General features: G+C 53.1%; 19 protein-coding genes and 1 pseudogene. 18 read left to right on the top strand and 2 right to left on the bottom strand.

What is annotated here, in order from left to right:
• The first annotated feature begins 121 nt into the window (after window positions 1–121).
• The 3 genes from FD34_RS02170 to FD34_RS02160 are packed head-to-tail and all read left to right on the top strand — an operon-like array spanning window position 122 to window position 2,900.
• The gene (locus FD34_RS02170; RefSeq protein ID WP_057806368.1) at window positions 122–718 is read left to right on the top strand and encodes an NADPH-dependent FMN reductase; all 597 of its coding nucleotides are present in this window, start codon (window positions 122–124) and stop codon (window positions 716–718) included.
• Entirely contained in the window at window positions 718–1,974 is a 1,257-nt protein-coding gene (locus FD34_RS02165) for an NAD(P)H-dependent oxidoreductase (protein ID WP_057806365.1), read from the top strand. The genes FD34_RS02170 and FD34_RS02165 overlap by 1 nt, the downstream gene beginning before the upstream one ends.
• Before the next feature lie 5 nt (window positions 1,975–1,979).
• A complete protein-coding gene (locus FD34_RS02160; RefSeq protein WP_057806363.1) occupies window positions 1,980–2,900 on the top strand; it encodes an FAD:protein FMN transferase in 921 nt (306 codons plus the stop codon).
• 64 nt (window positions 2,901–2,964) lie between these two features.
• On the opposite strand, the gene FD34_RS02155 is transcribed toward FD34_RS02160, so the two are convergent.
• Window positions 2,965–3,723: an NADPH-dependent oxidoreductase gene (locus FD34_RS02155; RefSeq protein ID WP_057806360.1), complete on the bottom strand. Its 759-nt coding sequence runs from the start codon at window positions 3,721–3,723 to the stop codon at window positions 2,965–2,967.
• A 321-nt stretch (window positions 3,724–4,044) separates the two neighbouring features.
• On the opposite strand from FD34_RS02155, the gene serS reads away from it, so the two are divergent.
• The 4 genes and pseudogenes from serS (at window position 4,045) to FD34_RS02135 (ending at window position 9,492) form a co-directional block, all read left to right on the top strand.
• Complete coding sequence (gene serS, locus FD34_RS02150) at window positions 4,045–5,343, top strand: serine--tRNA ligase (protein ID WP_057806358.1); 1,299 nt, start codon at window positions 4,045–4,047, stop codon at window positions 5,341–5,343.
• Between the two features lie 261 nt (window positions 5,344–5,604).
• Window positions 5,605–7,068: an ABC transporter substrate-binding protein/permease gene (locus tag FD34_RS02145; RefSeq protein WP_152936696.1), complete on the top strand. Its 1,464-nt coding sequence runs from the start codon at window positions 5,605–5,607 to the stop codon at window positions 7,066–7,068.
• A 1-nt stretch (window position 7,069) separates the two neighbouring features.
• Window positions 7,070–7,812: pseudogene (locus FD34_RS02140) on the top strand (amino acid ABC transporter ATP-binding protein).
• A 327-nt stretch (window positions 7,813–8,139) separates the two neighbouring features.
• Window positions 8,140–9,492 (top strand): amino acid permease, encoded by a 1,353-nt coding sequence (locus tag FD34_RS02135; RefSeq protein ID WP_057806354.1) that lies wholly within the window; start codon window positions 8,140–8,142, stop codon window positions 9,490–9,492.
• Window positions 9,493–10,038: 546 nt separating this feature from the next.
• Here the strand turns inward: FD34_RS02135 and FD34_RS02130 are convergent.
• Complete coding sequence (locus FD34_RS02130) at window positions 10,039–11,028, bottom strand: aldo/keto reductase (protein ID WP_057806353.1); 990 nt, start codon at window positions 11,026–11,028, stop codon at window positions 10,039–10,041.
• Window positions 11,029–11,508: 480 nt separating this feature from the next.
• On the opposite strand from FD34_RS02130, the gene FD34_RS02125 reads away from it, so the two are divergent.
• From FD34_RS02125 to FD34_RS02075, 11 genes are all read left to right on the top strand, one after another.
• Entirely contained in the window at window positions 11,509–12,711 is a 1,203-nt protein-coding gene (locus FD34_RS02125; protein ID WP_057806351.1) for a NupC/NupG family nucleoside CNT transporter, read from the top strand.
• Between the two features lie 82 nt (window positions 12,712–12,793).
• Window positions 12,794–13,702 (top strand): ribonucleoside hydrolase RihC, encoded by a 909-nt coding sequence (rihC, locus tag FD34_RS02120; protein ID WP_057806349.1) that lies wholly within the window; start codon window positions 12,794–12,796, stop codon window positions 13,700–13,702.
• Window positions 13,703–13,835: 133 nt separating this feature from the next.
• Window positions 13,836–14,723 carry a 3-hydroxyacyl-CoA dehydrogenase gene (locus FD34_RS02115; RefSeq protein WP_057806347.1) on the top strand — a complete coding sequence of 296 codons (888 nt, stop codon included), beginning with the start codon at window positions 13,836–13,838 and terminating at the stop codon, window positions 14,721–14,723.
• Window positions 14,724–14,734: 11 nt separating this feature from the next.
• On the top strand, window positions 14,735–15,625 hold the full coding sequence (locus FD34_RS02110; RefSeq protein WP_057806345.1) for a 3-hydroxyacyl-CoA dehydrogenase: 891 nt from the start codon (window positions 14,735–14,737) through the stop codon (window positions 15,623–15,625).
• Between the two features lie 180 nt (window positions 15,626–15,805).
• Entirely contained in the window at window positions 15,806–16,531 is a 726-nt protein-coding gene (gene rsmG, locus FD34_RS02105) for a 16S rRNA (guanine(527)-N(7))-methyltransferase RsmG (RefSeq protein WP_057806343.1), read from the top strand.
• A 17-nt stretch (window positions 16,532–16,548) separates the two neighbouring features.
• Complete coding sequence (locus FD34_RS02100; RefSeq protein WP_057806341.1) at window positions 16,549–17,484, top strand: nucleoid occlusion protein; 936 nt, start codon at window positions 16,549–16,551, stop codon at window positions 17,482–17,484.
• Between the two features lie 12 nt (window positions 17,485–17,496).
• Entirely contained in the window at window positions 17,497–18,270 is a 774-nt protein-coding gene (locus tag FD34_RS02095) for a ParA family protein (RefSeq protein WP_057806339.1), read from the top strand.
• Window positions 18,257–19,144 (top strand): ParB/RepB/Spo0J family partition protein, encoded by an 888-nt coding sequence (locus tag FD34_RS02090; protein ID WP_057806337.1) that lies wholly within the window; start codon window positions 18,257–18,259, stop codon window positions 19,142–19,144. The genes FD34_RS02095 and FD34_RS02090 overlap by 14 nt, the downstream gene beginning before the upstream one ends.
• 12 nt (window positions 19,145–19,156) lie before the next feature.
• Window positions 19,157–19,354 carry a DUF951 domain-containing protein gene (locus tag FD34_RS02085; RefSeq protein ID WP_057806334.1) on the top strand — a complete coding sequence of 66 codons (198 nt, stop codon included), beginning with the start codon at window positions 19,157–19,159 and terminating at the stop codon, window positions 19,352–19,354.
• Between the two features lie 78 nt (window positions 19,355–19,432).
• Window positions 19,433–20,530 carry a redox-regulated ATPase YchF gene (gene ychF / locus FD34_RS02080; RefSeq protein WP_057806332.1) on the top strand — a complete coding sequence of 366 codons (1,098 nt, stop codon included), beginning with the start codon at window positions 19,433–19,435 and terminating at the stop codon, window positions 20,528–20,530.
• 24 nt (window positions 20,531–20,554) lie between these two features.
• Window positions 20,555–21,331: a DUF1129 domain-containing protein gene (locus tag FD34_RS02075; RefSeq protein WP_057806330.1), complete on the top strand. Its 777-nt coding sequence runs from the start codon at window positions 20,555–20,557 to the stop codon at window positions 21,329–21,331.
• The last annotated feature ends 139 nt before the right edge of the window (window positions 21,332–21,470 follow it).

Raw genomic sequence — 21,470 nt, 5'->3', positions numbered from 1 at the left:
CCTTGATGGGTTTTTCTGTCCACTTAAATGTTCAACTTAAATTTTACAATCTGCCCCTTACTAAAATATTGTAAAATAAAAATGTGAAATGTTGCATAAAATAATGAAGGAAGTGACACCTTTGAAGATTGCTGCAATTGCCGGATCGAACGCCAATCATTCTTACAACCGCATGTTGTTGGAATTCATTGCCAAGCAGTACCAGGATACTGACGAGGTCGATGTGATTGACATCCGAAACATTCCAATGTTTAACGAAAACTACAAGGGGAAAGCACCCCAGGTCATCGCGGACCTCGACCAGCGGATCAAGGCCGCGGACGCCGTGATCATCGCCAGTCCCGAATACAACCACTCCATTACCTCGGCGCTGAAGAGCGTCGTGGAATGGCTCTCCTATGAGGTCCACCCGCTGGAGAACAAGCCGGTCATGATCGTCGGGGCTTCTACCCACGAACAGGGTTCATCCCGTTCCCAGGTTCAACTTCGAGACATCCTGATCTCACCCGGGGTCAACGCCCAGGTCTATCAGGGGGGCGAGTTCTTTATGAGTAACGTTGCCAACATCATTGACGAGGACGGCAACATCACCGATGAGATGTCGATCAAGTTTCTCGATAAGTGCATCGACGACTTTAAGATCTACGCCCGGTCCATCAACCGGATGGTCGCCGAAGCCACCGCGGAAGCTAAGAAGAAGGAGGCGGCAAAGGACTAATGAAGAAGATTCTTGCACTGGTTGGGACCAACGCCAACTTTTCATATAATCGTCTGTTGCTTAAGTTTATGAAGAAGCACTTCAAGCAGATGGCAGACATTGAGATCTACGAGATCAGCAAGCTGCCGGCTTTTAGTGTTGACGTCCCACTTTCGGAACAAGCCGAGGTCTGGAAGCTCAAGCAGAAGGTCAAGGCCGCCGATGGGGTCGTCTTCTCCACGCCGGAATACGACCATGGGATTCCGGCCGCCCTCAAGAGTGCCGTGGAGTGGCTCTCCTACCACACAACCGTCCTGAAGCACAAGCCGGTCATGGTTGTCGGGGTTTCCTACGGTCGGCAGGCCTCGGCCCGTTCCCAGGTCCAGATGCGTCAGATCCTGATTTCACCGGATTGTGACGCCAACCTGATCCCGGGTAATGAAGTCCTGATCGGTGGGGCTACCCACGTCTTCTCTAAGGATGGGCGCCTGATCAACGACGAGATGCGCGACAACCTGGAGGAGTGCTTTACCCACTTTATTGAATATATTCAAATCTTTGAAAACGTGGACGAGGAGGAAGTCAAAATGCCAATCAAGCAGCCACGGATCAGCGAGGCTTACATCAAGTTCCCGACTGGTCGTTTATCGCTGAAGGAAGTTCAACAGATCTTCAGCACCATCCCATTTGAAATCGATCTGATCGATAGTACCGACCATTTTGCCTGGTACTCAGACAAGCCAAACCGGGAACACGTTCGTGACGTGGCCTCCCTTGGCGAACCGGTAACGGAGTGCCACCCACCGAAGGCCGTTCCCGCTGTTATGGCGATCATCAACAGCTTCCGTGACGGCAAGCGCGACGTGGTTACGCGGCCACTCTGGATGAACGGTCACCGTTCATTGATCCAATACTACGCCCTGCGTGACGTCGATGGTCACTACCTCGGTACGATCGAATTCACCGGGAGCGTTGAGTACATCCTGGGTCTCTTCGAAAAGGGTGCCTGGGACAAGGGTGCCGACGCTTCCACGGGTGCATCCAAGCACGAGGACAATGCACCGGCAGAAGAAGACGACACGACGGCTGATGCCTCGACTGGGGCTTCTGAGTCCAGTGACGATACCAGCGCGGACACGGTAGCACCCGCTCCGGCAGCCAGCGAACCAGCCGGAATTGAGGAAACTGACGCCGACACCGGTGCCTCCGAATCCGGCAGTGTTGACGCTGACGATGATGCCGCCGATGCCACGACTGGTGCCTCCGAAGAAGAGTAGTCACCATGACAGCACTAATTGACCAGCGACATACCCTGACCCACCACGCCTTGGGGACACGGATCGTGTTGACCGTCTACGGGAATGCGGCCGCTACCGTCCTCCAGCCCACGATGGACCTGATTGATGGCTACGAGGACCGGTTAACGGTCAACCGTGACCAGTCGGAGATCATGGATGTCAACCACGCTGCCGGGGTCAAGCCGGTGGCGGTGTCGTCAACCTCCTATGACCTGGTCAAGCTGGCGGTTAAGTATAGCCGGGCCGACTTCGGATTTAACGCCCTGATTGGCCCCTTGGTCAAGCTCTGGAAGATCGGTTTCAAGGGGGCCAACGTCCCGAACGATGACGATATTCAGGAGCGGTTGAAATTGATCGACCCCTGGCAGGTTGAGCTGGACGACGACGCTCGGACAGTCTACCTCAAGCAGGCCGGGATGGAACTGGATCTCGGCGGGATCGCCAAGGGCTACATCGCCGACCGGATCAAAGACTTCTGGGTCCAGCGGGGCGTGGACGCCGGGATCATCAACCTCGGCGGTAATCTCCTCTTTGTCGGTCAGTCGCCACGCCGCAGTGACGGTCAGTGGGTAATCGGGGTTCAGGACCCCCAACTCCACCGGGGAGAGAACATGGAGGTTGTTCGTCAGCCGGCCTGCTCGGCGGTCACCTCGGGGATCTATGAGCGGTTCCTGATCAAGAACGGCCGCCGCTACCACCACCTGATCGACTCGCGGACCGGCTACCCGCTCGATACCGACCTGAGCAGCGTGACCGTCTTCACCGACCAGTCGGTGATGGGGGAGATCGAGGCCAAGCGTCTCTTCTTCAATGGTCAGCCGATCCCCGGCTGGCTTGATCGCCCGGGTAACCGCGGTGCCGTCTTCATTCATAATGACGACTCAGTGGAAAATATTGGTATATGATGAAAAAGGATGTGTCAGCGAGGGCTGGCAGCATCCTTTTTTGCGTTCGATGATACTTTTAGACTTACTCCCAGTCCAGGGCTAGACCCTGTTGCTGGATGGCGGCGGCGAGCCTGTCACGGGTGGTTTCATGGTGATCAAGCTTGGTACCGGCAATCTGCTTGGTGAAGGAATCGATCCGCCGGTTGGCGTCCCGGAGGTCATAGTACTGGGTGACGACCTGGTCGTAGGCTTTCAGGTCGCTGGCCATAAAGTCGCGGTGGTAGTCATTTTCCATCACCAGGGTATCCAGTGGCAGGCGGGGCTTGAGTTGCGGGGACTGGTCGGGGATGCCGACCTGGAGGCCCAGCAGGGGGAAGGTCATCTTTGGCAGGTTGAGGACTTTAATAAGCTCGACCGGGTCGTTCTTGATTGAGCCGAGGATCACGCCGCCCAGCCCCATGCTCTCGGCAGCAACCAGGGTATTCTGGACAGCCAGGACCGTGTCCTCGACGGCCTGCTGGAAGATGTCAGTGGTGTGCAGACGACCGTCGTCCTTGCCCGCAGCCTGGCGGATTTTCTGGTTACGGTAGAGGTCGACCAGGAAGATCAACAGGTCACCGTTTGCGCCGATGTAGGGTTGCTTACCCAGGCGCCGGACTGCGGCTCGCTTGTCCGGGTCAGTGACGTGCAGGATGCTGAACTGCTGCATGAACATGCTGGTCGAGGTGTGGCGGGCGGCTTCGTACAGGGTGGTTAGCTGTTCATCGCTGAGGCCTTGGGGCTTGAAGGCTCGGATGGACCGGTGGCTGAGTTGGTGATCAATGGTAGAATTGTGAATCATGGTGGTTCCTCCTTACTTTTTGTTAGCTATATTCTAACACACTTATGGTTGCCAAAGCGGGCCAGATGTAATATGATAATGGCGATAAGAAACACGGATGCATTTCAAGTAGACTATTTAGAGAGACCGTGGGTGGTGCAAGCGGCCAGTCGAAACTCCGGTGCAGAAAATGACGTGGGCGGGTAATGCCGCACGGCCGATGACCGTTATCCATCACGAGGGTGGTATTTAATACCAAACTTGGGTGGTACCGCGGAACTAAGAGCCATTTCGTCCCAAAATTTTGGAGACGGAGTGGCTCTTTTTATTGGAGGTAATGACATGTTAGACATCAAGAAGATTCGCAAGGACCCAGAATTCTTCAAGCAAAAATTGGCAACCCGGGGTGTCAAGGCCGAGGAAATCGACGAGGTATTGGCCCTCGACCAAAAGCGACGGGACCTCTTACAACAGACCGAAACCATGAAGGCACAACGTAACGCCGCTTCTAAGAAGATCGGTGAGGCCAAGCGCAACGACGAATCCGCTGATGAGGCCATCAAGGAAACCCGGGAGCTCGGTGACAAGATCAAGGAACTCGACCAAGAGGTGGCGGCCAACGACGAAGAGCTTCACGACAAGATGGCCCACCTGCCGAATATTCCACATGACGGGGTGCCGGTCAGCCTGACCGAAGAAGGATCCGTTGAACTCCGCAAGGTTGGCAAGATTCGCGACTTCGCCTTTGAACCAAAGCACCACTGGGACGTTGGTGAAAGCCTGGGAATTTTGGACTTCGACCGTGCTCGCAAGGTTTCCGGTGCCCGCTTCGTCTACTACCTGGGCCTGGGTGCACAATTGGAACGGGCCGTCTACAACTTCATGTTGGATGAGCACATGAAGGATGGTTACACTGAGGTGCTGCCGCCCTACATCGTCAACGCTGCTTCCATGTACGGGACTGGTCAGTTCCCTAAATTCAAGGAAGGGGTCTACCAGGTTAATGGCGAAGACATGACCCTGATTCCAACCGCCGAAGTGCCGTTGACCAACTACTACCGTGGCGACGTTATCCCGGCCGAAGAGCTGCCGGTTTACGTCACCGCCCTGACCCCATGCTTCCGTTCCGAAGCCGGGGCCGCTGGTCGGGACACCCGGGGCCTGATCCGGATGCACCAGTTCAATAAGGTCGAGATGGTCAAGTACACCAAGCCAGAGGACTCATGGGACGAACTCGAGAAGATGACCGCCAACGCCGAGAATATCCTGAAGAAGCTGGACATTCCATACCACGTCATCACCCTGACGACCAGTGACATGAGCTTCACTGCCTCCGAGACCCACGATATTGAGCTCTGGATGCCGGCTCAACACAAGTACCGTGAAGTTTCATCATGCTCCAACTGCCTGGACTTCCAGGCCCGCCGGATGCACACCCAGTACCGGGACGAGAATGGCAAGCTGCAATACGTTCACACCCTGAACGGTTCTGGCCTGGCTGTTGGTCGGACGGTCGCCGCCATTCTGGAAAACTACCAGAACGAAGACGGTTCCGTCACGATCCCAGAAGTGCTGGTACCATACATGCACGGGATTACCAAGATTACCAAGGAAAACGCGGTACCATTCCGCAATAAGTAATATCGCCAAGACAAAGGGCGCGCCACGGGAATTTTCCGCAACGCGCCTTTCTTGTTTAGACTAAAATGAGAGAAATCTTATAATTTTAGCTAACCAGATTAATTTAAATAAGTTAAATAGGGGTAGCTACTTTTTATTCGATTAATTTAATCGCTTCCATCTTAGATAAACACACAGTTAGCTTAAAGGTGTTCATTTCTGGCGACCGAGATGATAAGGTATTATCAACGTTAAATTTTGATTAAAAAGGAGTCGGTTATGATGCGGAGAATAAGTTGGAAAAAGATATTTGCCAGCTGGCTTGCAGTGCTTGCCATTGCGGTTGGGTGGCTGCTAGTTGAACCACAGTCCGTCTCCGCTGATGAGCCGACTTACACGATCGCCACGAACAACACCTTCGAGCCCTTCGAAATTCAGGATAGCAAGGGTGGCTATTCCGGCAAGAACCCCGGAATTGAAATTGAAATGCTCCGCGAGATTGCCAAGCATGAACATTTCAAGTACAAGCTCAAACCGATGAGCTTCAACGGTGACCTTCAAGCACTAGAAGGCGGTCAGGTCGATGCCGTGATGGCCGGGATGAGTGTCACCGACGAGCGGAAGCAAAAGTTTGACTTCTCCGTGCCGTACTACACGGACGGGGTTGAGATGGCGGTTGCCAAGGACAGCAATATCAAGTCCTTAAAGCAGCTGAAGGGCAAGACGGTCTCCGCCAAGTCTGGGACCAGTGCCGCCCTCTTCTTAAAGAAGAACCAGAAGAAGTACGGCTACAAGATCAAGTACTTTGATTCCTCCAACACGATGTGGAACGACGTCAAGATCGGTAACAGCGTCGCCACCTTCGATGATGGTCCGGTTCTTGAATACGGGATCAAGACCGGGGTGCAACTGAAGGTTGTCACCAAGAAGCCAATCGACGCCCAGCCGGTTGCCATTGCTTTCCAGAAGGGTAAGAACCTGGCGATGCAGAAGAAGATCAACGCCGGAATCACCTGGATGAAGAAGACCGGCCGGCTGCAGAAGATCATCGACAAGTACACCAAGGGCAACAAGACCGCCAAGAGTGCCACCGCCGACCGGACGATCCTCGGCCTGCTGAAGGCCAACCGGGAAGCCCTGCTGCGGGGCCTCTGGATGACCGTTGAACTGACGGTTGTCGGGATCATCTGCGCCATGATTTTCGGGCTGATCCTCGGGGTCCTCGGGATCATGCAGAACAAGGTTGCCAGGGCGATCTCCAGCGTGATCATCTACATCTTCCGGGGTCTGCCAATGATCGTTCTGGCCTTCTTCATCTATATGGGGGTGCCAAACGTTATCGGCCACAAAGTCCCATTGTTCATCGCCGGGGTGATCACCCTGATGCTGGATGAGGGGGCCTACATCGGGGCCATCGTCAAGGGGGGCTTCGAGGCCGTCGATCCCGGTCAGTGGGAAGCGGCCCGTAGTCTGGGGCTGCCATACCACAAGGCCTTAATCAAGGTCATCGCACCACAAGGGCTGAAGATCATGGTTCCATCGCTGGTCAACCAATTCATCATGACCTTGAAGGACACCTCGATCCTGTCCGCAATTGGGGTCATGGAACTGACCGAAACCGGGACCGTCATCATTTCGCAGAACATGGAAGGGTTTAAGATGTGGCTGATCATCGGGACCATCTACATCATCATCATTACCCTGCTGACTTGGTTATCAAACTATATTCAAAAGAGGATGGCTTAATATGGACAAAAGATACAAAGTACAAGTTAAAGACCTCCACAAGAGTTACGGGAACAACGAAGTCCTCCAGGGGATCAACCTGAACGTGGCCCCCAATGAAGTGGTCTGCATGATTGGGCCGTCCGGTTCTGGGAAGAGTACCTTCCTGCGTTGCCTTAACCGTTTGGAGGTGCCGAACAGCGGCCACGTCTACGTCGACGGTTACGACATTGCTGACCCGAAAGTCAACATCAACAAGGTCCGGGAAAACATCGGGATGGTGTTCCAACACTTCAACCTCTTTCCGAACATGTCCGTCCTGGAAAACATCACCCTGGCCCCGACCCAACTGGGCAAGGCCAGCAAGGAAGAGGCCAAACGGGACGCCATGCACTATCTCGAACTGGTTGGCCTGAAGAGCAAGGCTGACGTCCCCCCCAGACCCTCTCCGGTGGACAGAAGCAACGGGTAGCGATCGCCCGGGCCCTGGCGATGAAGCCGGATGTGATGCTCTTCGATGAACCGACCTCGGCTCTGGATCCTGAAATGGTCGGCGACGTGCTGGCGGTCATGAAACGGCTGGCCAAGGAGGGGATGACGATGATCGTGGTCACCCACGAGATGGGCTTTGCCAAGCAGATGGCCGACCGGGTCGTCTTCTTCCACGATGGTAACATTCGTGAACAGGGGACGCCGGAGAAAATTTTCGACCATCCACAGCATCCCGACACCAAGAACTTCCTGGACAAGGTCCTGAACGTCTAGGCGTGTGGCCAATGATATTGGTGGGGAAACCGAATTATCCGCTTTCAATTAGGCTTATTGTTTGACATTCACACTGATACCGGTATAATGGTCAGTAACTTATCACGGCTGGTTACCAGAGAACCCGACAGAAGCTGAGAGCCGGGTCCAGCCTCATGGCATGCACGATGAAATAGGGTGGTTCCTCTATCGACTCAGAGGTAGTTACCAAAGTGGGGAGCTATGAAGATGGGTGGAACCGCGTTGTAAGAAACGTCCCTGGTACGATGGCCGTATCAGGGACGTTTTTCGTGTCGTGTCGATTCAAATGTTCAAGGAGGGAAATTTATGGACAAACAACAGCAACAGAAACTGAAGCGCTCACTAAAGAGTCGCCACGTCACCATGATTGCCATCGGTGGGGCGATTGGGACCGGATTGTTCCTCGGTTCCGGGTCTGCGATTCACAAGGCCGGCCCATCGATTATCCTCTCCTACTTAATAGTAGGAATCTTCTGCTTCTTCATGATGCGGGCGCTCGGTGAGCTGATCCTGGCCGACACGAGCAAGCACTCCTTCATCGACTCGGTCAAGGAGTACCTGGGTGATCGGATGGAGTTCGTGGCTGGGTGGATGTACTGGGCCTGCTGGCTGACGTTGGCGATGGCCGACCTGACCGCCACCGGGATCTACCTGCGCTACTGGTTCCCGAGCCTACCGCAATGGGTGGGACCGCTGGTGATCGTGGTCCTCTTGATGCTGGTCAATATGGTCAACGTCGGCCTGTTTGGTGAGCTGGAGAGCTGGTTTTCGATGATCAAGGTCCTCGCCATTCTCGCCCTGATCGCGGTCGGCGTGATCATGCTCCTCTTCCACAGTTCCGTGGAGGGGCGGCCGGTGACTTTGACCAATCTGGTTAGCCACGGGGGCTTCTTCCCCACCGGGCCGATGGGCTTTTTGATGTCCTTCCAGATGGTTGTTTTCGCCTTCGTCGGCATCGAGATGGTCGGACTGACCGCAGGGGAGACCAAGAACCCCAACCAGGACATTCCCAAGGCCATCAACACTCTGCCAGTCCGGATCGGCCTCTTCTATATCGGGTCGATGATTGCCATGATGGCGATCTACCCTTGGTTCCAGATCAAGACCAGCTCCAGCCCCTTCGTCCAGGTCTTTGCGGCCATCGGAGTTCCCGGGGCGGCAGCCATTTTAAATTTCGTGGTCTTGACCGCGGCGATGTCGGCCACCAACAGTGCCATTTTCAGTACCAGCCGGTCCCTCTACTCCCTTGCCTGGGGTGGCAATGCCCCGCGGCGCTTCGGTGAGTTGAGTGCCAAGGCGGTGCCGAACAAGGCTCTGATCTTCTCATCGCTGATCCTTTTTATCACGGTGATCCTAAACTACATCATGCCAGCGGGAGTCTTTGACATGATTGCCAGCATCTCGACGATTACCTTCATCTTCACCTGGCTGATCATCCTCTGGGCCCACATCAAGTACCGCCAACAGCACCCGGCCGGGGTGACCTTCTTCAAGATGCCCGGCTTTCCGTTGACCAGCTGGCTGACGATTGTCTTCTTCGTCGCCGTGCTGGTGATCCTGCTCTTCATCGACAGCACCCGCCTGCCACTGATTATCACGGTGATTATCTTTGCCCTGCTGGCGGTGAGCTATAGTTTTTTACCAAAAAATAAAGATTAATTTTTTCGATTAAATATAGTACGCAGATCGGCCAAAAGAGTTCAGAAATACCGGATCAAGTAAGAAAAATCCGGGAGAATGTCTAGTTGTTGAAACCGTCACCAAGCCCGCCGTGACGCGGATGGTTTGAACTTTTGTAGACGATCTACTATACTAAGGGTGTGGAAAGGTGATTGGCCCTTTTGATACGAACATCTTCTCATAATAAACTACTTTGAAGCTAGTTAATTAAAATGGCTTTACATGATAATTAACAACACCCCACTCCATACGAAACACATTAGTTTCCTTGAAAAGTATGTTAGCTAAAAATTAGTGGCCATATCTACAACCTAAATGATAATAAGCTATAAAGGTTCTTCACAAAAGGCGAAAGAACTGCAGATAGAGACACAATAACGGATCTTGATACAATTAACAGCGACCGATCCCTTTCCATGCGGAAGCGCGGAGACATTAAGTTGGCTCCGTTTTTTAGTTTTAAAACCAAACGACGGTTGGGTACTGGCTGCTCCAACCGCCGTTTTCAATTTCCCGGGAAATATCCTAGTCGGGATCGGCCAGGGACTTTCCACTTGTCGTGTTCTTGAAACCGTCGAAGGCCTGCTCGATCGTCCGGTATTCCGTGTCGGTCAGAGTGATGTCCAAAGCCCCGGCGTTGGCCTTGACCTGGTCAGCACGCTTAGCCCCCGGGATGACCACGGAGATCAGTGGATTTTGCATGTACCATGCCAGGACAACCTGAGCAACGGTCGTCTGGTGGACCTTAGCAATTGGCCGAATAACATCAACGGCCTGGAGAACCTTACTGAAGCGTGGCTCGGTGAAGTCGGCGATCTGACTACGAATGTCGTCGGCTGGGAAGTCGATCTGGTGGTCATACTTCCCCGTCAACAAGCCGGAAGCCAGTGGGAAGTACGGCACGAACCTGATCTGGTGGTCATGCAGGTAGTCGAGCATGCCCTCGGTCAGGTGGTCCTGGTGGAGGAGGCTGAATTCGTCCTCGACCACGTCGACGTAACCGTCCGCATTGGCCTCTTTTACCTGATCCAGACTGAAGTTGGAGACCCCGATTGCCCGAATCTTGCCGGCCTCCTTCAGCCTCTGGAGGGCGCCGACCGCTTCGGCCTTGGGGGTATCGTGGTCCGGAAAGTGAATATAGAAGATATCGATGTAATCAACGCCCAGCCGTTCCAGGCTCTGGTTGACTTGGTTCGTCAAAAACTTGGGACTGTTATCGATGACTTGTTCACCGGTCGCAAAATCCTGGGCGCCCTTGGTAGCCAAGACGATCTGGTCGCGGTCGTATTCCTTTACGACCTGGCCGACCAGTTCTTCGGAATGACCCAGCCCATAGACATAGGCCGTATCAAGCAGGTTGATTCCGTTGTCCAGTGCGGCCCGGACGAGGGCTTTACCATCCTCATCCTTGAGGTTTGGGAAGAGGTTGTAGCCACCCACAGCGTTAGTACCGAGACCAAGTGGGGTTGCATAAACGTCTGAGTGACCGATTTTAACTAAATTTGATTTATTCATATCGTTGTATCCTCCTTGGTTAAAGCGCTTTCTTCCTATACTTCTATTATAGCTTCTTTTATACAAATATTGAACATAATTTCTATTTTGAAATGCAATATTGATCATTTCTTAAAAATCTAGTACAATTAGGTTTCCTTGGCAGGGGCAGAGAAATGGTTACTGAAGAAGCACACTGTTTCTCTATTTCTTTTGCTACTATTTGTTAGCGCTTCCAATAAATCGAAATTCTTTGTGAAAAAATATTTTTAGTGTTTTTGCTCAGTAAATATATAGAAGGTAAAACGTTACAGCACTTTCTAAAACGTTGCAAACGCCATCATTTCACAAAGAATGTAATAATTAGTGCTTTACAGCCGGGAGCTTTTAAGATATTCTAAAGATGTCGTAAAGTTAGCTCACCGAACAAAGCAATTATTTATATCGATTTAAGTAGTCGGGCTAGCAATTACCTGTATTTTTTATTTAAGGGGTGTAAATATGTATCTCGCAATCAACATTCTTGGACTGATTGTCTTCCTCGCTATTGGTTGGCTGTTCTCTAAGAACCGTAAAGCCATTAACTGGAAGACGGTTGGGATCATGATTGTCATTAACCTTATCCTGGCATGGTTCCTGACTGGTTCTGCCGCAGGTCGTGCCGGTGTTAAGGCTGCCGCCGACGGTTTCGTGTGGATCGTTGACGTATCCGCAAAGGGTACCGTCTTCGCATTGGGTGACTGGTATAATGTTAAGAATCTGAACTTCATTTGTTCTGCATTGATGCCAATCCTGATGATTGTTCCACTGTTCGATATCTTGACCTACATCGGTTTCCTGCCATGGATCATTAAGTGGATCGGACGTGGACTTTCATACATCACTGGTCAACCGAAGTTCGAATCTTTCTTCGCTGTTGAAATGATGTTTTTAGGTAACACTGAAGTTCTGGCCGTTTCTGGGATGCAAATTCGGAAGATGAGCAAGGAACGTAACCTGACCTTGGCCATGATGTCAATGTCTTGTGTTACTGCTTCAATCCTTGGTTCATACATCCTGATGATGCCTGGTCAATACATCTTGACCGCCGTTCCAATCAACATCATGAACGCTTTGATTGCGACGAGTATGTTGAACCCTGTTCAGGTTACTCCTGAAGAAGATACGATTGAAAAGGTTGGTAACATTGATAATGGTAAGAAGGAACCATTCTTCAGCTTCTTGGGTGACTCCATCCTGGGCGCTGGTAAGCTGATCCTGATCATTATTGCTAACGTTGTTGCCTTCGTTGCCCTGGCTGCCCTGATCGACAAGATCTTGGGTCTCTTCTGGAAACCACTGTCACTGGAAAGTATCCTTGGTGTCTGCATGTTCCCATTCTCCTGGCTGCTCGGTCTGCCAGTTCACCAAGCATGGGACTTGGCACAAAACATGGGTATGAAGTTAGTTACTAACGAATTCGTTGTTATGGGTAAAGTTACCGGTGCGATTGACCACTACCCAGCTCACTTGAAGGCCGTTTTGACTGTCTTCGTTACCTCCTTCGCCAACTTCGGTACCTTAGGTATGATTATCGGTGCCTTCAAGGGCTTGGCTAATAAGGAAGATAACGATTACATCGCTCACAACATTGGTTACCTGTTACTCTCTGGTATCCTGGTATCACTGTTGTCCGCTGCCTTCGTTGGTCTGTTCGTTTGGTAAAATTAAAAAGCAGCTTGATAAGGGCTGCTTTTTTTAACCCAAGATTAGGAAACGCTTGCATTTTGCGAGGAGGAATAAGATTATGACTACTAAGATTATTATGGATACTGATCCAGGTATTGATGACGCTGCTGCCCTGACGATGGCGATCAACGACCCATCGATCGACCTAAAGCTGGTCACGGCGGTTGCCGGAAACGTGACGGTCGATAAGACCACGGCTAATGCCCTCAAGATCATCCATTTCTTTGGTAAGGATATTCCAGTGGCTGCCGGTGCTGAACAACCATTGATCAAGCCGTTCGAGGATGCTGCCCGGATTCACGGTGAATCAGGGATGCCGGGTTACGACTTCGGTAACGACTACGGCGAGCCAATCAAGAAGACGGCGGTTGAGGCCTTACATGATGCCATCATGGCTGAAGACGAGGTCATCCTGGTCCCAACCGGCTCTTACACTAACATTGCCCTCCTATTCAGTGAATACCCAGAGGTTAAGAGTCACATCAAGAAGATCGTGGCCATGGGTGGCTCAATGTCCGGTGGTAACATGACCAGTGTCGCTGAGTTCAACGTCTTCACCGACCCCGATGCTGCCCGGATCATGTACAATGCCGGTATCCCGATCGTTACGGTTGGCTTGGACGTTACCCTGAAGGCCCTGCTGACCAAGGACACGATCGAGAAGCTGGGTCAGATGAACAAGACCGGTGAGATGCTCCACGCCCTGATCACCCACTATAACGACGGGACTGATGAGGGACGTCCAATGCACGATGTCAACACCATCTTCTACCTCCTTCACCCAGAGGCATTTACCACCAAGAAGATGTGGGTCGATGTTCAAACCGATGGACCAGCTATTGGGGCCACGGTCGGTGACATCCGTGGTGCCTACCACGATGGTAAGACCAACGCTGAGGTTTGCCTGGACATCGATGCTGAATACTTCAACAAGTGGTTCCTGGATGAAGTCAGCAAGATGAAGTAAATACGAATTGTGCGGAAGTCGACAGATTTATTGACTTCCGCCTTTTTATTTAGTTTCATCTGGATATGAAAGCGCTTTCGTGTTATGGTGGAGGTGAATGTTGTTAAAAGGTATTCAGTAGGAGGCTGATACAATGGCATTTCAAAACATTACGATTGCCGGGACGGGTGTCCTAGGCAGTCAGATCGCCTACCAAGCAGCGCTAAACGGCTTCAATGTCACGGCCTATGACCTCGACGTTAATGCCGCAAAGAAGCGGGTACTGACATTGAAGGACAGTTATAAGCAGGACCTGGACCTGACCGATGAAGACTTCCAGGCCGGATTGAATAACCTGACCTTCACAACCGACCTGGCGGCAGCGGTTAAGGACGCCGATTACGTTATTGAAGCCCTACCGGAGAAGCTAGACCTTAAGGAAGAATTCTACAAGCAGCTCTCAAAGCTAGCCCCAGACAAGACGATCTTCGCCAGCAATTCATCGACCATGGTACCAAGCCAGTTAGTCAAGTTTGCTGACCGGCCAACGAAGTACTTGCATATGCACTTTGCCAATAAGATCTGGAAGTGCAACGTTGCCGAGATTATGGGAACCGACCAGACTGACCCGGCTGTCTACCAAGAGGTCGTCGATTTTGCTAAGGCCATCAAGATGGTTCCAATCGAGATTCACAAGGAACAGCCGGGCTATGTCCTAAATGCCCTGCTGATCCCGTTTGTGGTCAGTGCCATGAGTTTGTGGGTCAAGGGCGTGGCTGACCCGGAGACCGTCGACAAGGACTGGATGATCTCGACCGGTGCCCCGGTTGGCCCGTTCATGATGCTTGATGATGTGGGACTACGGACGACTTGGAACATTGTCAGCGGGCTCTACGCGACCCAGCACAAGGAATTGTTCAAACAGATTGCCGACAAGCTGAAGGAAAAGATTGATGCTGGTCAGGAGGGGCTCGAATCCGGCGAAGGGTTCTATAAGTACCCGCATCCGGCCTTTGAAGATCCAGACTTTCTCAAGAAATAGGGGCGATAATTATGGCATTTAAGAATATCACAGTCGCCGGTGCCGGTGTCCTAGGCAGCCAAATTGCCTACCAGACGGCACTGAGCGGGTTTAAGGTAACGGTTTACAACCACCACGTTGACACGGCTCAACGGCGGCTGGCGGCTCTGAAGGAGGACTACCAGCGTGACTTGGGCCTGAGCGATGAGAAATTTCAGGCTGGAATGGACAACATCGTCAACATCACAACCGACCTGAAGGAGGCCGTCCAGGATGCCGACTACGTTATTGAGGCCCTGCCGGAGTCACTGGAACTCAAAGAGAAGTTCTACACGGAGTTGTCAGAGGTCGCTCCAGAGAAGACAATCTTTGCCAGCAACTCGTCCTCGTTTGTACCGAGCCAGCTGGTCAAGTACGTTGACCGGCCGGCAAAGTACCTGCACATGCATTTTGCCAACAAGATCTGGCGCTTCAATGTCGCCGAGATCATGGGAACTGACCAGACCGACCCGGCCGTCTACCAGGAAGTTGTTGACTTTGCACGGCAGATCAAGATGGTCCCAATTGAGGTTCACAAGGAGCAGCACGGTTACGTTCTCAACGCCGTCTTGATGCCGCTGATCGGGTCAGCTATGCAGCTCTGGGCTAAGGGCGTTTCTGACCCGCACACCATTGACAAGGACTGGATGATTTCAACTAACTCACCGATGGGTCCGTTCATGATTCTGGACATGGTTGGCCTGCGGACCCCATTACAGATGGAAAATAATCTGTATGCGGCTACCCATGAGGAGATTCATAAGCAGATTGCCGACAAGCTCAAGGCAATGGTTGACGCCGGACACGTCGGTCAAGAATCGGGCCAGGGATTCTACCACTATCCGCACCCGGAATTTGAGGATCCATCATTTCTCCGGGCATAATTTAACATGATGAAAAGGGGCAGCACCGCCATGAAGCGATGCCGTCCCTTTTTACATATAATCATTTCCCGGGAAATATCGGGTGTGATCGGGGTGGCAGATGGTTGAAAGTGGGCTTATTTTACGGTACAGTAGTAGGGTAACGTGAAACAATTTGCTGTTTCACGAAAGGAGAATTCGATGAATCCAGAACAATTTCAACAGGCCCTGGCGGATCACGGGATTACGCTGACTGCCGGGCAATTAGAACAATTTGCGACCTACTACCGGATGTTGGTCGAAAGCAACAAGCACGTCAACCTGACCCGGATCACGGACGAGGATGAGGTCTACTTGAAGCACTTCTACGACTCAATCACCGGGGCCCTAGCCGAACCACGCCTGCAGACGGTCGCACTGACCCTTTGCGATATTGGTGCTGGTGCTGGCTTTCCGTCGCTGCCACTAAAGATCGCCTTCCCCCAGCTTAAGGTGACGATCGTCGATTCACTTAATAAGCGAATCGCCTTCCTGGAGGAATTAGTTACTAAACTGGGATTAACCGACGTAACTCTGATTCATGATCGGGCCGAGACGTTCAGTGCCAAGAAGAGTGCCCATCGTGAACAGTTCGACGTCGTGACGGCCCGGGCGGTGGCTCGCCTGGCTGTCTTGAGTGAGCTGTGCCTGCCCGCCGTTAAAGTTGGTGGTGAGTTCATCGCCTATAAGGCCCTGGCCGCGCCGGAAGAGTTGCAGGACGCCGGTAAGGCGATTGCCAAGCTCGGTGGCCAGGTCCAACAAACCGTGCAGTTGACCCTGCCGGAGACGGATGATGAGCGCAACATCATCCTGATCGACAAGAAGGCAGCGACGCCACAGAAGTACCCGCGGCGTCCTGGCCTGCCGAATAAGAAACCAATTCAATAGCGTCAGGGGGAGAGAGTATGGCATTTTCACTATTTAACTTTGGCAAGAGTGACTCAGATAATAAGAATAAGGTTGCAAACATCAAGCTGGACCAGATCGTACCGAACCGCTACCAGCCACGGAAGGTCTTCAACCAGGATGAAATTCGGGAATTGGCCCAGACAATTGATGAACACGGGCTCCTCCAGCCAATCGTGCTCCGGGAATATGAACCGGCTAAGTACGAGATTATCGCGGGGGAGCGGCGGTACCGGGCCATGAAGATGCTCGGTTGGGAGACAACTCCGGCGATCCTGAAGAAGATGACGGATGAGGAGTCGGCCTCACTGGCCCTGATTGAGAACCTTCAGCGGGCACAACTGAGTTCCGTGGAAGAGGCTCAGGCCTACCGGCAACTGATGGACCTCAACCACCTGACCCAGGCGGCCCTCGCCAAGGGGATGGGGAAGAGCCAGTCCTTTGTTGCCAATAAGCTCCGCCTGCTTAAGCTAATCACGCCAGTCCAAACCGCCATCCTGGACCACCGAATCTCGGAACGGCATGGCCGGGCCCTGCTCGACCTCGACGAGAGCCAGCAACGGACCATGCTGATGCGGATCGTCAACGAACGCCTGACGGTTCGTCAGACCGAGGATGAGGTTGCCAAGGTCCTTGGCCGACCGTTGCCGTCTGAGGTCGCTAAGCAGAGAAAGCAAACTAAGGAACAGGCTACCGCAGCAGAAATTCCGGCGGATCAGCCAGTAAAGCAGACCGCTAAGAAGGCTAAGCCAGCTAAACGTAAACGGGGGAAGAAGGCCACAGCATCGGCCAAGGCAACGGATGGTCGCCTGGCACTGAACACGATTAAGAAGTCAATTAAGATGGCCACGGAGAACGGCTTCACGGTTACGACCCACGAGAAGGACACGGGGAGCAGCTACCAGCTGACCATTGAGATCCCAAAGAAGCAGTAAGGGGGCAATAGAATGGGCACGGTAATTGCGTTAGCAAACCAAAAGGGTGGCGTCGGTAAGACCACGACCAGCGTGAACCTCGGGGCCTGCCTCGCTGACCTGGGTAGGCGGGTGCTGCTGATTGACCTTGATCCTCAGGGTAACGCCACTAGCGGTTTGGGGATTGAGAAACGGCAGATCGAACAGAGTATCTACGATGTGCTGATCGATGAGGAGACGATGCTGAAGGACGTCATAAAACCGTCTAGTCACCCGGGACTCGACATCGCCCCGACGACGATTGCCCTGTCCGGGGCGGAGGTTGAGCTGACCAACCTGATGGCTCGAGAGACCCGGCTGAAGGATTCCTTCGGTACTGTCAAGGACGACTACGACTTTATCCTGATCGACTGCCCGCCATCGTTGGGCCTGCTGACGATTAACGCCTTCACAGCCGCCGACTCGGTCCTGATTCCCGTGCAGAGTGAGTACTACGCACTAGAGGGGTTGAGCCAGCTACAGAATACAATCAACCTGGTCAAGCGCCACTTCAACCCGCGGATGAAGATCGAAGGGGTCCTGCTGACGATGTACGACAAGCGGACCAACCTTGGTCAGCAGGTTAACGCCGAGGTCCGCAAGGCCTTTGGTGACCACGTCTACACGACGGTGATTCCCCGCAACGTCCGCCTGTCGGAGGCGCCGAGCCATGGCCTGGCGATTGTCGACTATGACAAGCGATCGACGGGCGCGCACGTGTATGAACAACTAGCAAAGGAAGTGTTGGCAAAACATGGTAAAGCGTAAAACAGGTGCCCTGGGCCGCGGAATCGAAGCCCTCTTTGAGGAAAACACCATTGCGGATCCAGAAGCAACGGAACAGGTTCAAGACATCAAGCTGACGGCGATCCGGGCCAACCCTTATCAACCGCGGCGAGCCTTTGACCAGGCGGCCTTGAAGGAGCTGGCAGCCTCAATTGAGAAGTCTGGGGTCTTTCAGCCAATCATCCTTCGCCAGCCTGACCCGGCGGTGGAACGATACGAGCTGGTTGCCGGTGAACGGCGCTTTCGGGCGTCCAAACTCGCCAAGCAGAAGACAATTCCGGCAATTGTCCGGGCAATGAGCGACGAGCAGATGATGGAGATTGCCGTCTTGGAAAACCTCCAGCGTGAGGACCTGACACCACTCGAAGAGGCCCAGGCCTACCAGACCCTGATGGAGAAGCTGTCGCTGACCCAGGCCCAGGTTGCGGCCAAGCTGGGTAAGAGCCGGCCGTACATTGCCAACTACCTCCGTCTGTTAGGCTTGCCGACCCCGATCAAGGAGGCCTTAAATGTCGGTCAGCTTTCCATGGGCCAGGCGCGGACCATTCTGGGATTGAAGAACAAGCGTCAGTTGACCCAGCTAGCCAAACGGGCGGTCAAGCAAAACCTGACCGTTCGTCAGCTTGAGAAGATTGTTGCTCAGATGAACGGTACGGCCAAGGAAAAGGACCAGCATAAGCGGCAGCGCAAGCCAGTCTACATTCGTGAGGCCGAAGACCAGCTCCAGAGCAAGTTCGGCGCCAAGGTGGCGGTCTCCCAGAGCCGGAAGCGGGGGAGTGGAAAGATCGAGATTCCGTACACCTCTAATGACGACTTGACGCGAATTTTGGAACTGCTTGATATTTCACTCGATTAGGAGGGGTGCAAGATGGCAAACTACGATAAGGGCGACGTGGTCATGATGAAGAAGGCCCACCCGTGTGGCACTAACCGTTGGGAGATTACCCGGGTCGGAGCCGACATCAAGATCCAGTGTCAGGGCTGCGGCCACGTGGTGATGATGACCCGGCAGAAGTTCGACAAGGGGCTCAAGAAGGTCATCGAAAAGGCCAACCCGGCAGAATAAATCTGGATAAAGTGATCACAAAACGGACAAGATAGCTTAAAATAAAAAAGATTAACGAAAAAGGAAAGTGAAGTATTCATGTCATTAACTGCAGGAATTGTCGGCTTGCCTAACGTCGGTAAGTCAACGCTGTTTAACGCAATTACCAAGGCGGGGGCCGAGATGGCCAACTACCCATTCGCCACGATTGACCCGAACGTGGGAATGGTCGAGGTTCCAGACAAGCGCCTGGACCGGATCCAAGAATTGATTCCGGCCAAGAAGATCGTGCCGACGACCTTTGAATTCACCGATATTGCCGGGATTGTCAAGGGGGCCAGCAAGGGTGAAGGACTTGGTAACAAGTTCCTGGAAAATATCCGGCAGACCGACGCAATTGTCCACGTTGTTCGGGCATTCGATGATGACGACATCACCACGGTTTCCGGGAAGGTCGACCCGATTGAAGACATCGATACGATCAACCTGGAGTTGGTGATGGCCGACCTCGACGCCGTCAACAAGCGCCTGAGTAAGGTCCAACGGGCTGCCAAGGGTCGTGACAAGGACGCCTTGGCTGAACTGGCCGTTTTGAACAAGATCAAGCCAGTTCTGGAAGACGGCAAGAGCGTGCGGTCCATCGACTTCTCCGATGACGAGAAGAAGATCGTCAAGGGGCTCTTCCTGCTGACCAGCAAGCCGGTCCTCTACGTTGCCAACATTGCTGAGGACGACATGGCCGACCCAGACAACAGCAAGTACATGGCTGCCATCAAGGAACACGTCAAGGATGACGGTGAGGTGATCGGGGTTGCCGCCGCGGCCGAGGAACAGATCGCTGAGATGGACGACGCTGACAAGGCCGACTTCCTGGAGATGGAAGGGGTCAAGGAACCAGGGCTGAACCGGCTGATCCGTGCTGCTTACAAGCTGCTGGGACTGGAAACTTTCTTCACCGCTGGCGGTCCTGAAACCCGTGCCTGGACTTTCAAGAAGGGCACCAAGGCACCACAGGCCGCGGGAATCATTCACTCTGACTTCGAACGGGGCTTCATCCGGGCCGAAGTCATGAGTTTTGACGATCTTGACCAACTTGGTTCCGCTGCGGCAGTCAAGGAAGCCGGGAAGCTGCGGCTCGAAGGTAAGGACTACGTAATGCAAGACGGCGACATCGTTGAGTTCCGTTTCAACGTCTAATGTCGCGCAGAGAGGAGTTTATTCGTGAGCGAAGAACAAGCACACAACCAGGCACGTAACGCGGCAGCTGGACAGCGGCAGAAGGAACATGTCAAGGCCCAGCGCCAGGCTGCGGGGAGCGCGTTTGGTCAGTATCATTTGACCCGTAAGAACGAAGAGTTTATGTACCAGCTCAACAAGCAGTTGGACCGGCAGGGTGTTGCTGGCGACAAAAAGCCGGCAATGCTGGAGGAGACGGCTCAGCAGTTGGCGGCCGGTCAGAAGAAGAGGAAGACGGCTAAGGCCCTCTTCGGCACCCCGACCGAATACGCCAAGGAGCTGAAGAACCCGAAGAAGGCACCGGAGCACATGACCAAGAAGTCGATCTGGATGCTGGCAATCGATAATGCCCTGATCTTCTTGAGCATCTTCACCTTCATGTTTGGCCTAATGTCCTGGCTGTCACCACTGGCGATGCGTAGTAGCCAGGCCGGGAGCAGTGGTATCACGGCCATCCTGTTGGTTGCTATTCTCGGTGGGGTCCTGTTTGGTTACGTGGCCACGCAGCTTCAGCCGACGAAGAACAAGGACGGCAAGTGGGTCCAAACCAAGCCGATGTGGTTCCGGGTCCTGACGGTGGTCTTTGGGCTGGTGGCCTGGCTGGCGGTCTACATGTTGGCTTCCCTGTTGCCAAACGTGGTCAACCCACGGCTCAACCAGTGGGCCTACCTGGCAATTGCCGTGGTTACCTTTATCGGCGACATCTACTACCGGCGGAAGTATCACATCAGTGGTGGCTTCTACGGCAACCGGCGGCGCTAATCTGTTATTAAAAAAGGTGCGAAGAAAAATCTCCGCGCCTTTTTTTACTGGGCGAATTTACAATTGAAATGCAACACAAAGTAAAAAAAATAAACCCATACCGGGTAGAATATGTTTAACGACCAAATCAAACAATTCG

It is taken from the genome of Limosilactobacillus pontis DSM 8475, from assembly GCF_001435345.1.
Classification (GTDB): Bacteria; Bacillota; Bacilli; order Lactobacillales; family Lactobacillaceae; genus Limosilactobacillus; species Limosilactobacillus pontis.
The sequence above is the reverse complement of the archived record's forward strand: the minus strand, read 5'-3'. Positions and strand labels throughout refer to the sequence as shown.

Coding starts and splice junctions, on each gene's coding strand:
- FD34_RS02165 (WP_057806365.1), top strand. CDS start 718: ATGAAGAAGATTCTTGCACTGGTTGGGACCAACGCCAACTTTTCATAT.
- FD34_RS02160 (WP_057806363.1), top strand. CDS start 1,980: ATGACAGCACTAATTGACCAGCGACATACCCTGACCCACCACGCCTTG.
- FD34_RS02155 (WP_057806360.1), bottom strand. CDS start 3,723: ATGATTCACAATTCTACCATTGATCACCAACTCAGCCACCGGTCCATC.
- serS (WP_057806358.1), top strand. CDS start 4,045: ATGTTAGACATCAAGAAGATTCGCAAGGACCCAGAATTCTTCAAGCAA.
- FD34_RS02145 (WP_152936696.1), top strand. CDS start 5,605: ATGCGGAGAATAAGTTGGAAAAAGATATTTGCCAGCTGGCTTGCAGTG.
- FD34_RS02135 (WP_057806354.1), top strand. CDS start 8,140: ATGGACAAACAACAGCAACAGAAACTGAAGCGCTCACTAAAGAGTCGC.
- FD34_RS02130 (WP_057806353.1), bottom strand. CDS start 11,028: ATGAATAAATCAAATTTAGTTAAAATCGGTCACTCAGACGTTTATGCA.
- FD34_RS02125 (WP_057806351.1), top strand. CDS start 11,509: ATGTATCTCGCAATCAACATTCTTGGACTGATTGTCTTCCTCGCTATT.
- rihC (WP_057806349.1), top strand. CDS start 12,794: ATGACTACTAAGATTATTATGGATACTGATCCAGGTATTGATGACGCT.
- FD34_RS02115 (WP_057806347.1), top strand. CDS start 13,836: ATGGCATTTCAAAACATTACGATTGCCGGGACGGGTGTCCTAGGCAGT.
- FD34_RS02110 (WP_057806345.1), top strand. CDS start 14,735: ATGGCATTTAAGAATATCACAGTCGCCGGTGCCGGTGTCCTAGGCAGC.
- rsmG (WP_057806343.1), top strand. CDS start 15,806: ATGAATCCAGAACAATTTCAACAGGCCCTGGCGGATCACGGGATTACG.
- FD34_RS02100 (WP_057806341.1), top strand. CDS start 16,549: ATGGCATTTTCACTATTTAACTTTGGCAAGAGTGACTCAGATAATAAG.
- FD34_RS02095 (WP_057806339.1), top strand. CDS start 17,497: ATGGGCACGGTAATTGCGTTAGCAAACCAAAAGGGTGGCGTCGGTAAG.
- FD34_RS02090 (WP_057806337.1), top strand. CDS start 18,257: ATGGTAAAGCGTAAAACAGGTGCCCTGGGCCGCGGAATCGAAGCCCTC.
- FD34_RS02085 (WP_057806334.1), top strand. CDS start 19,157: ATGGCAAACTACGATAAGGGCGACGTGGTCATGATGAAGAAGGCCCAC.
- ychF (WP_057806332.1), top strand. CDS start 19,433: ATGTCATTAACTGCAGGAATTGTCGGCTTGCCTAACGTCGGTAAGTCA.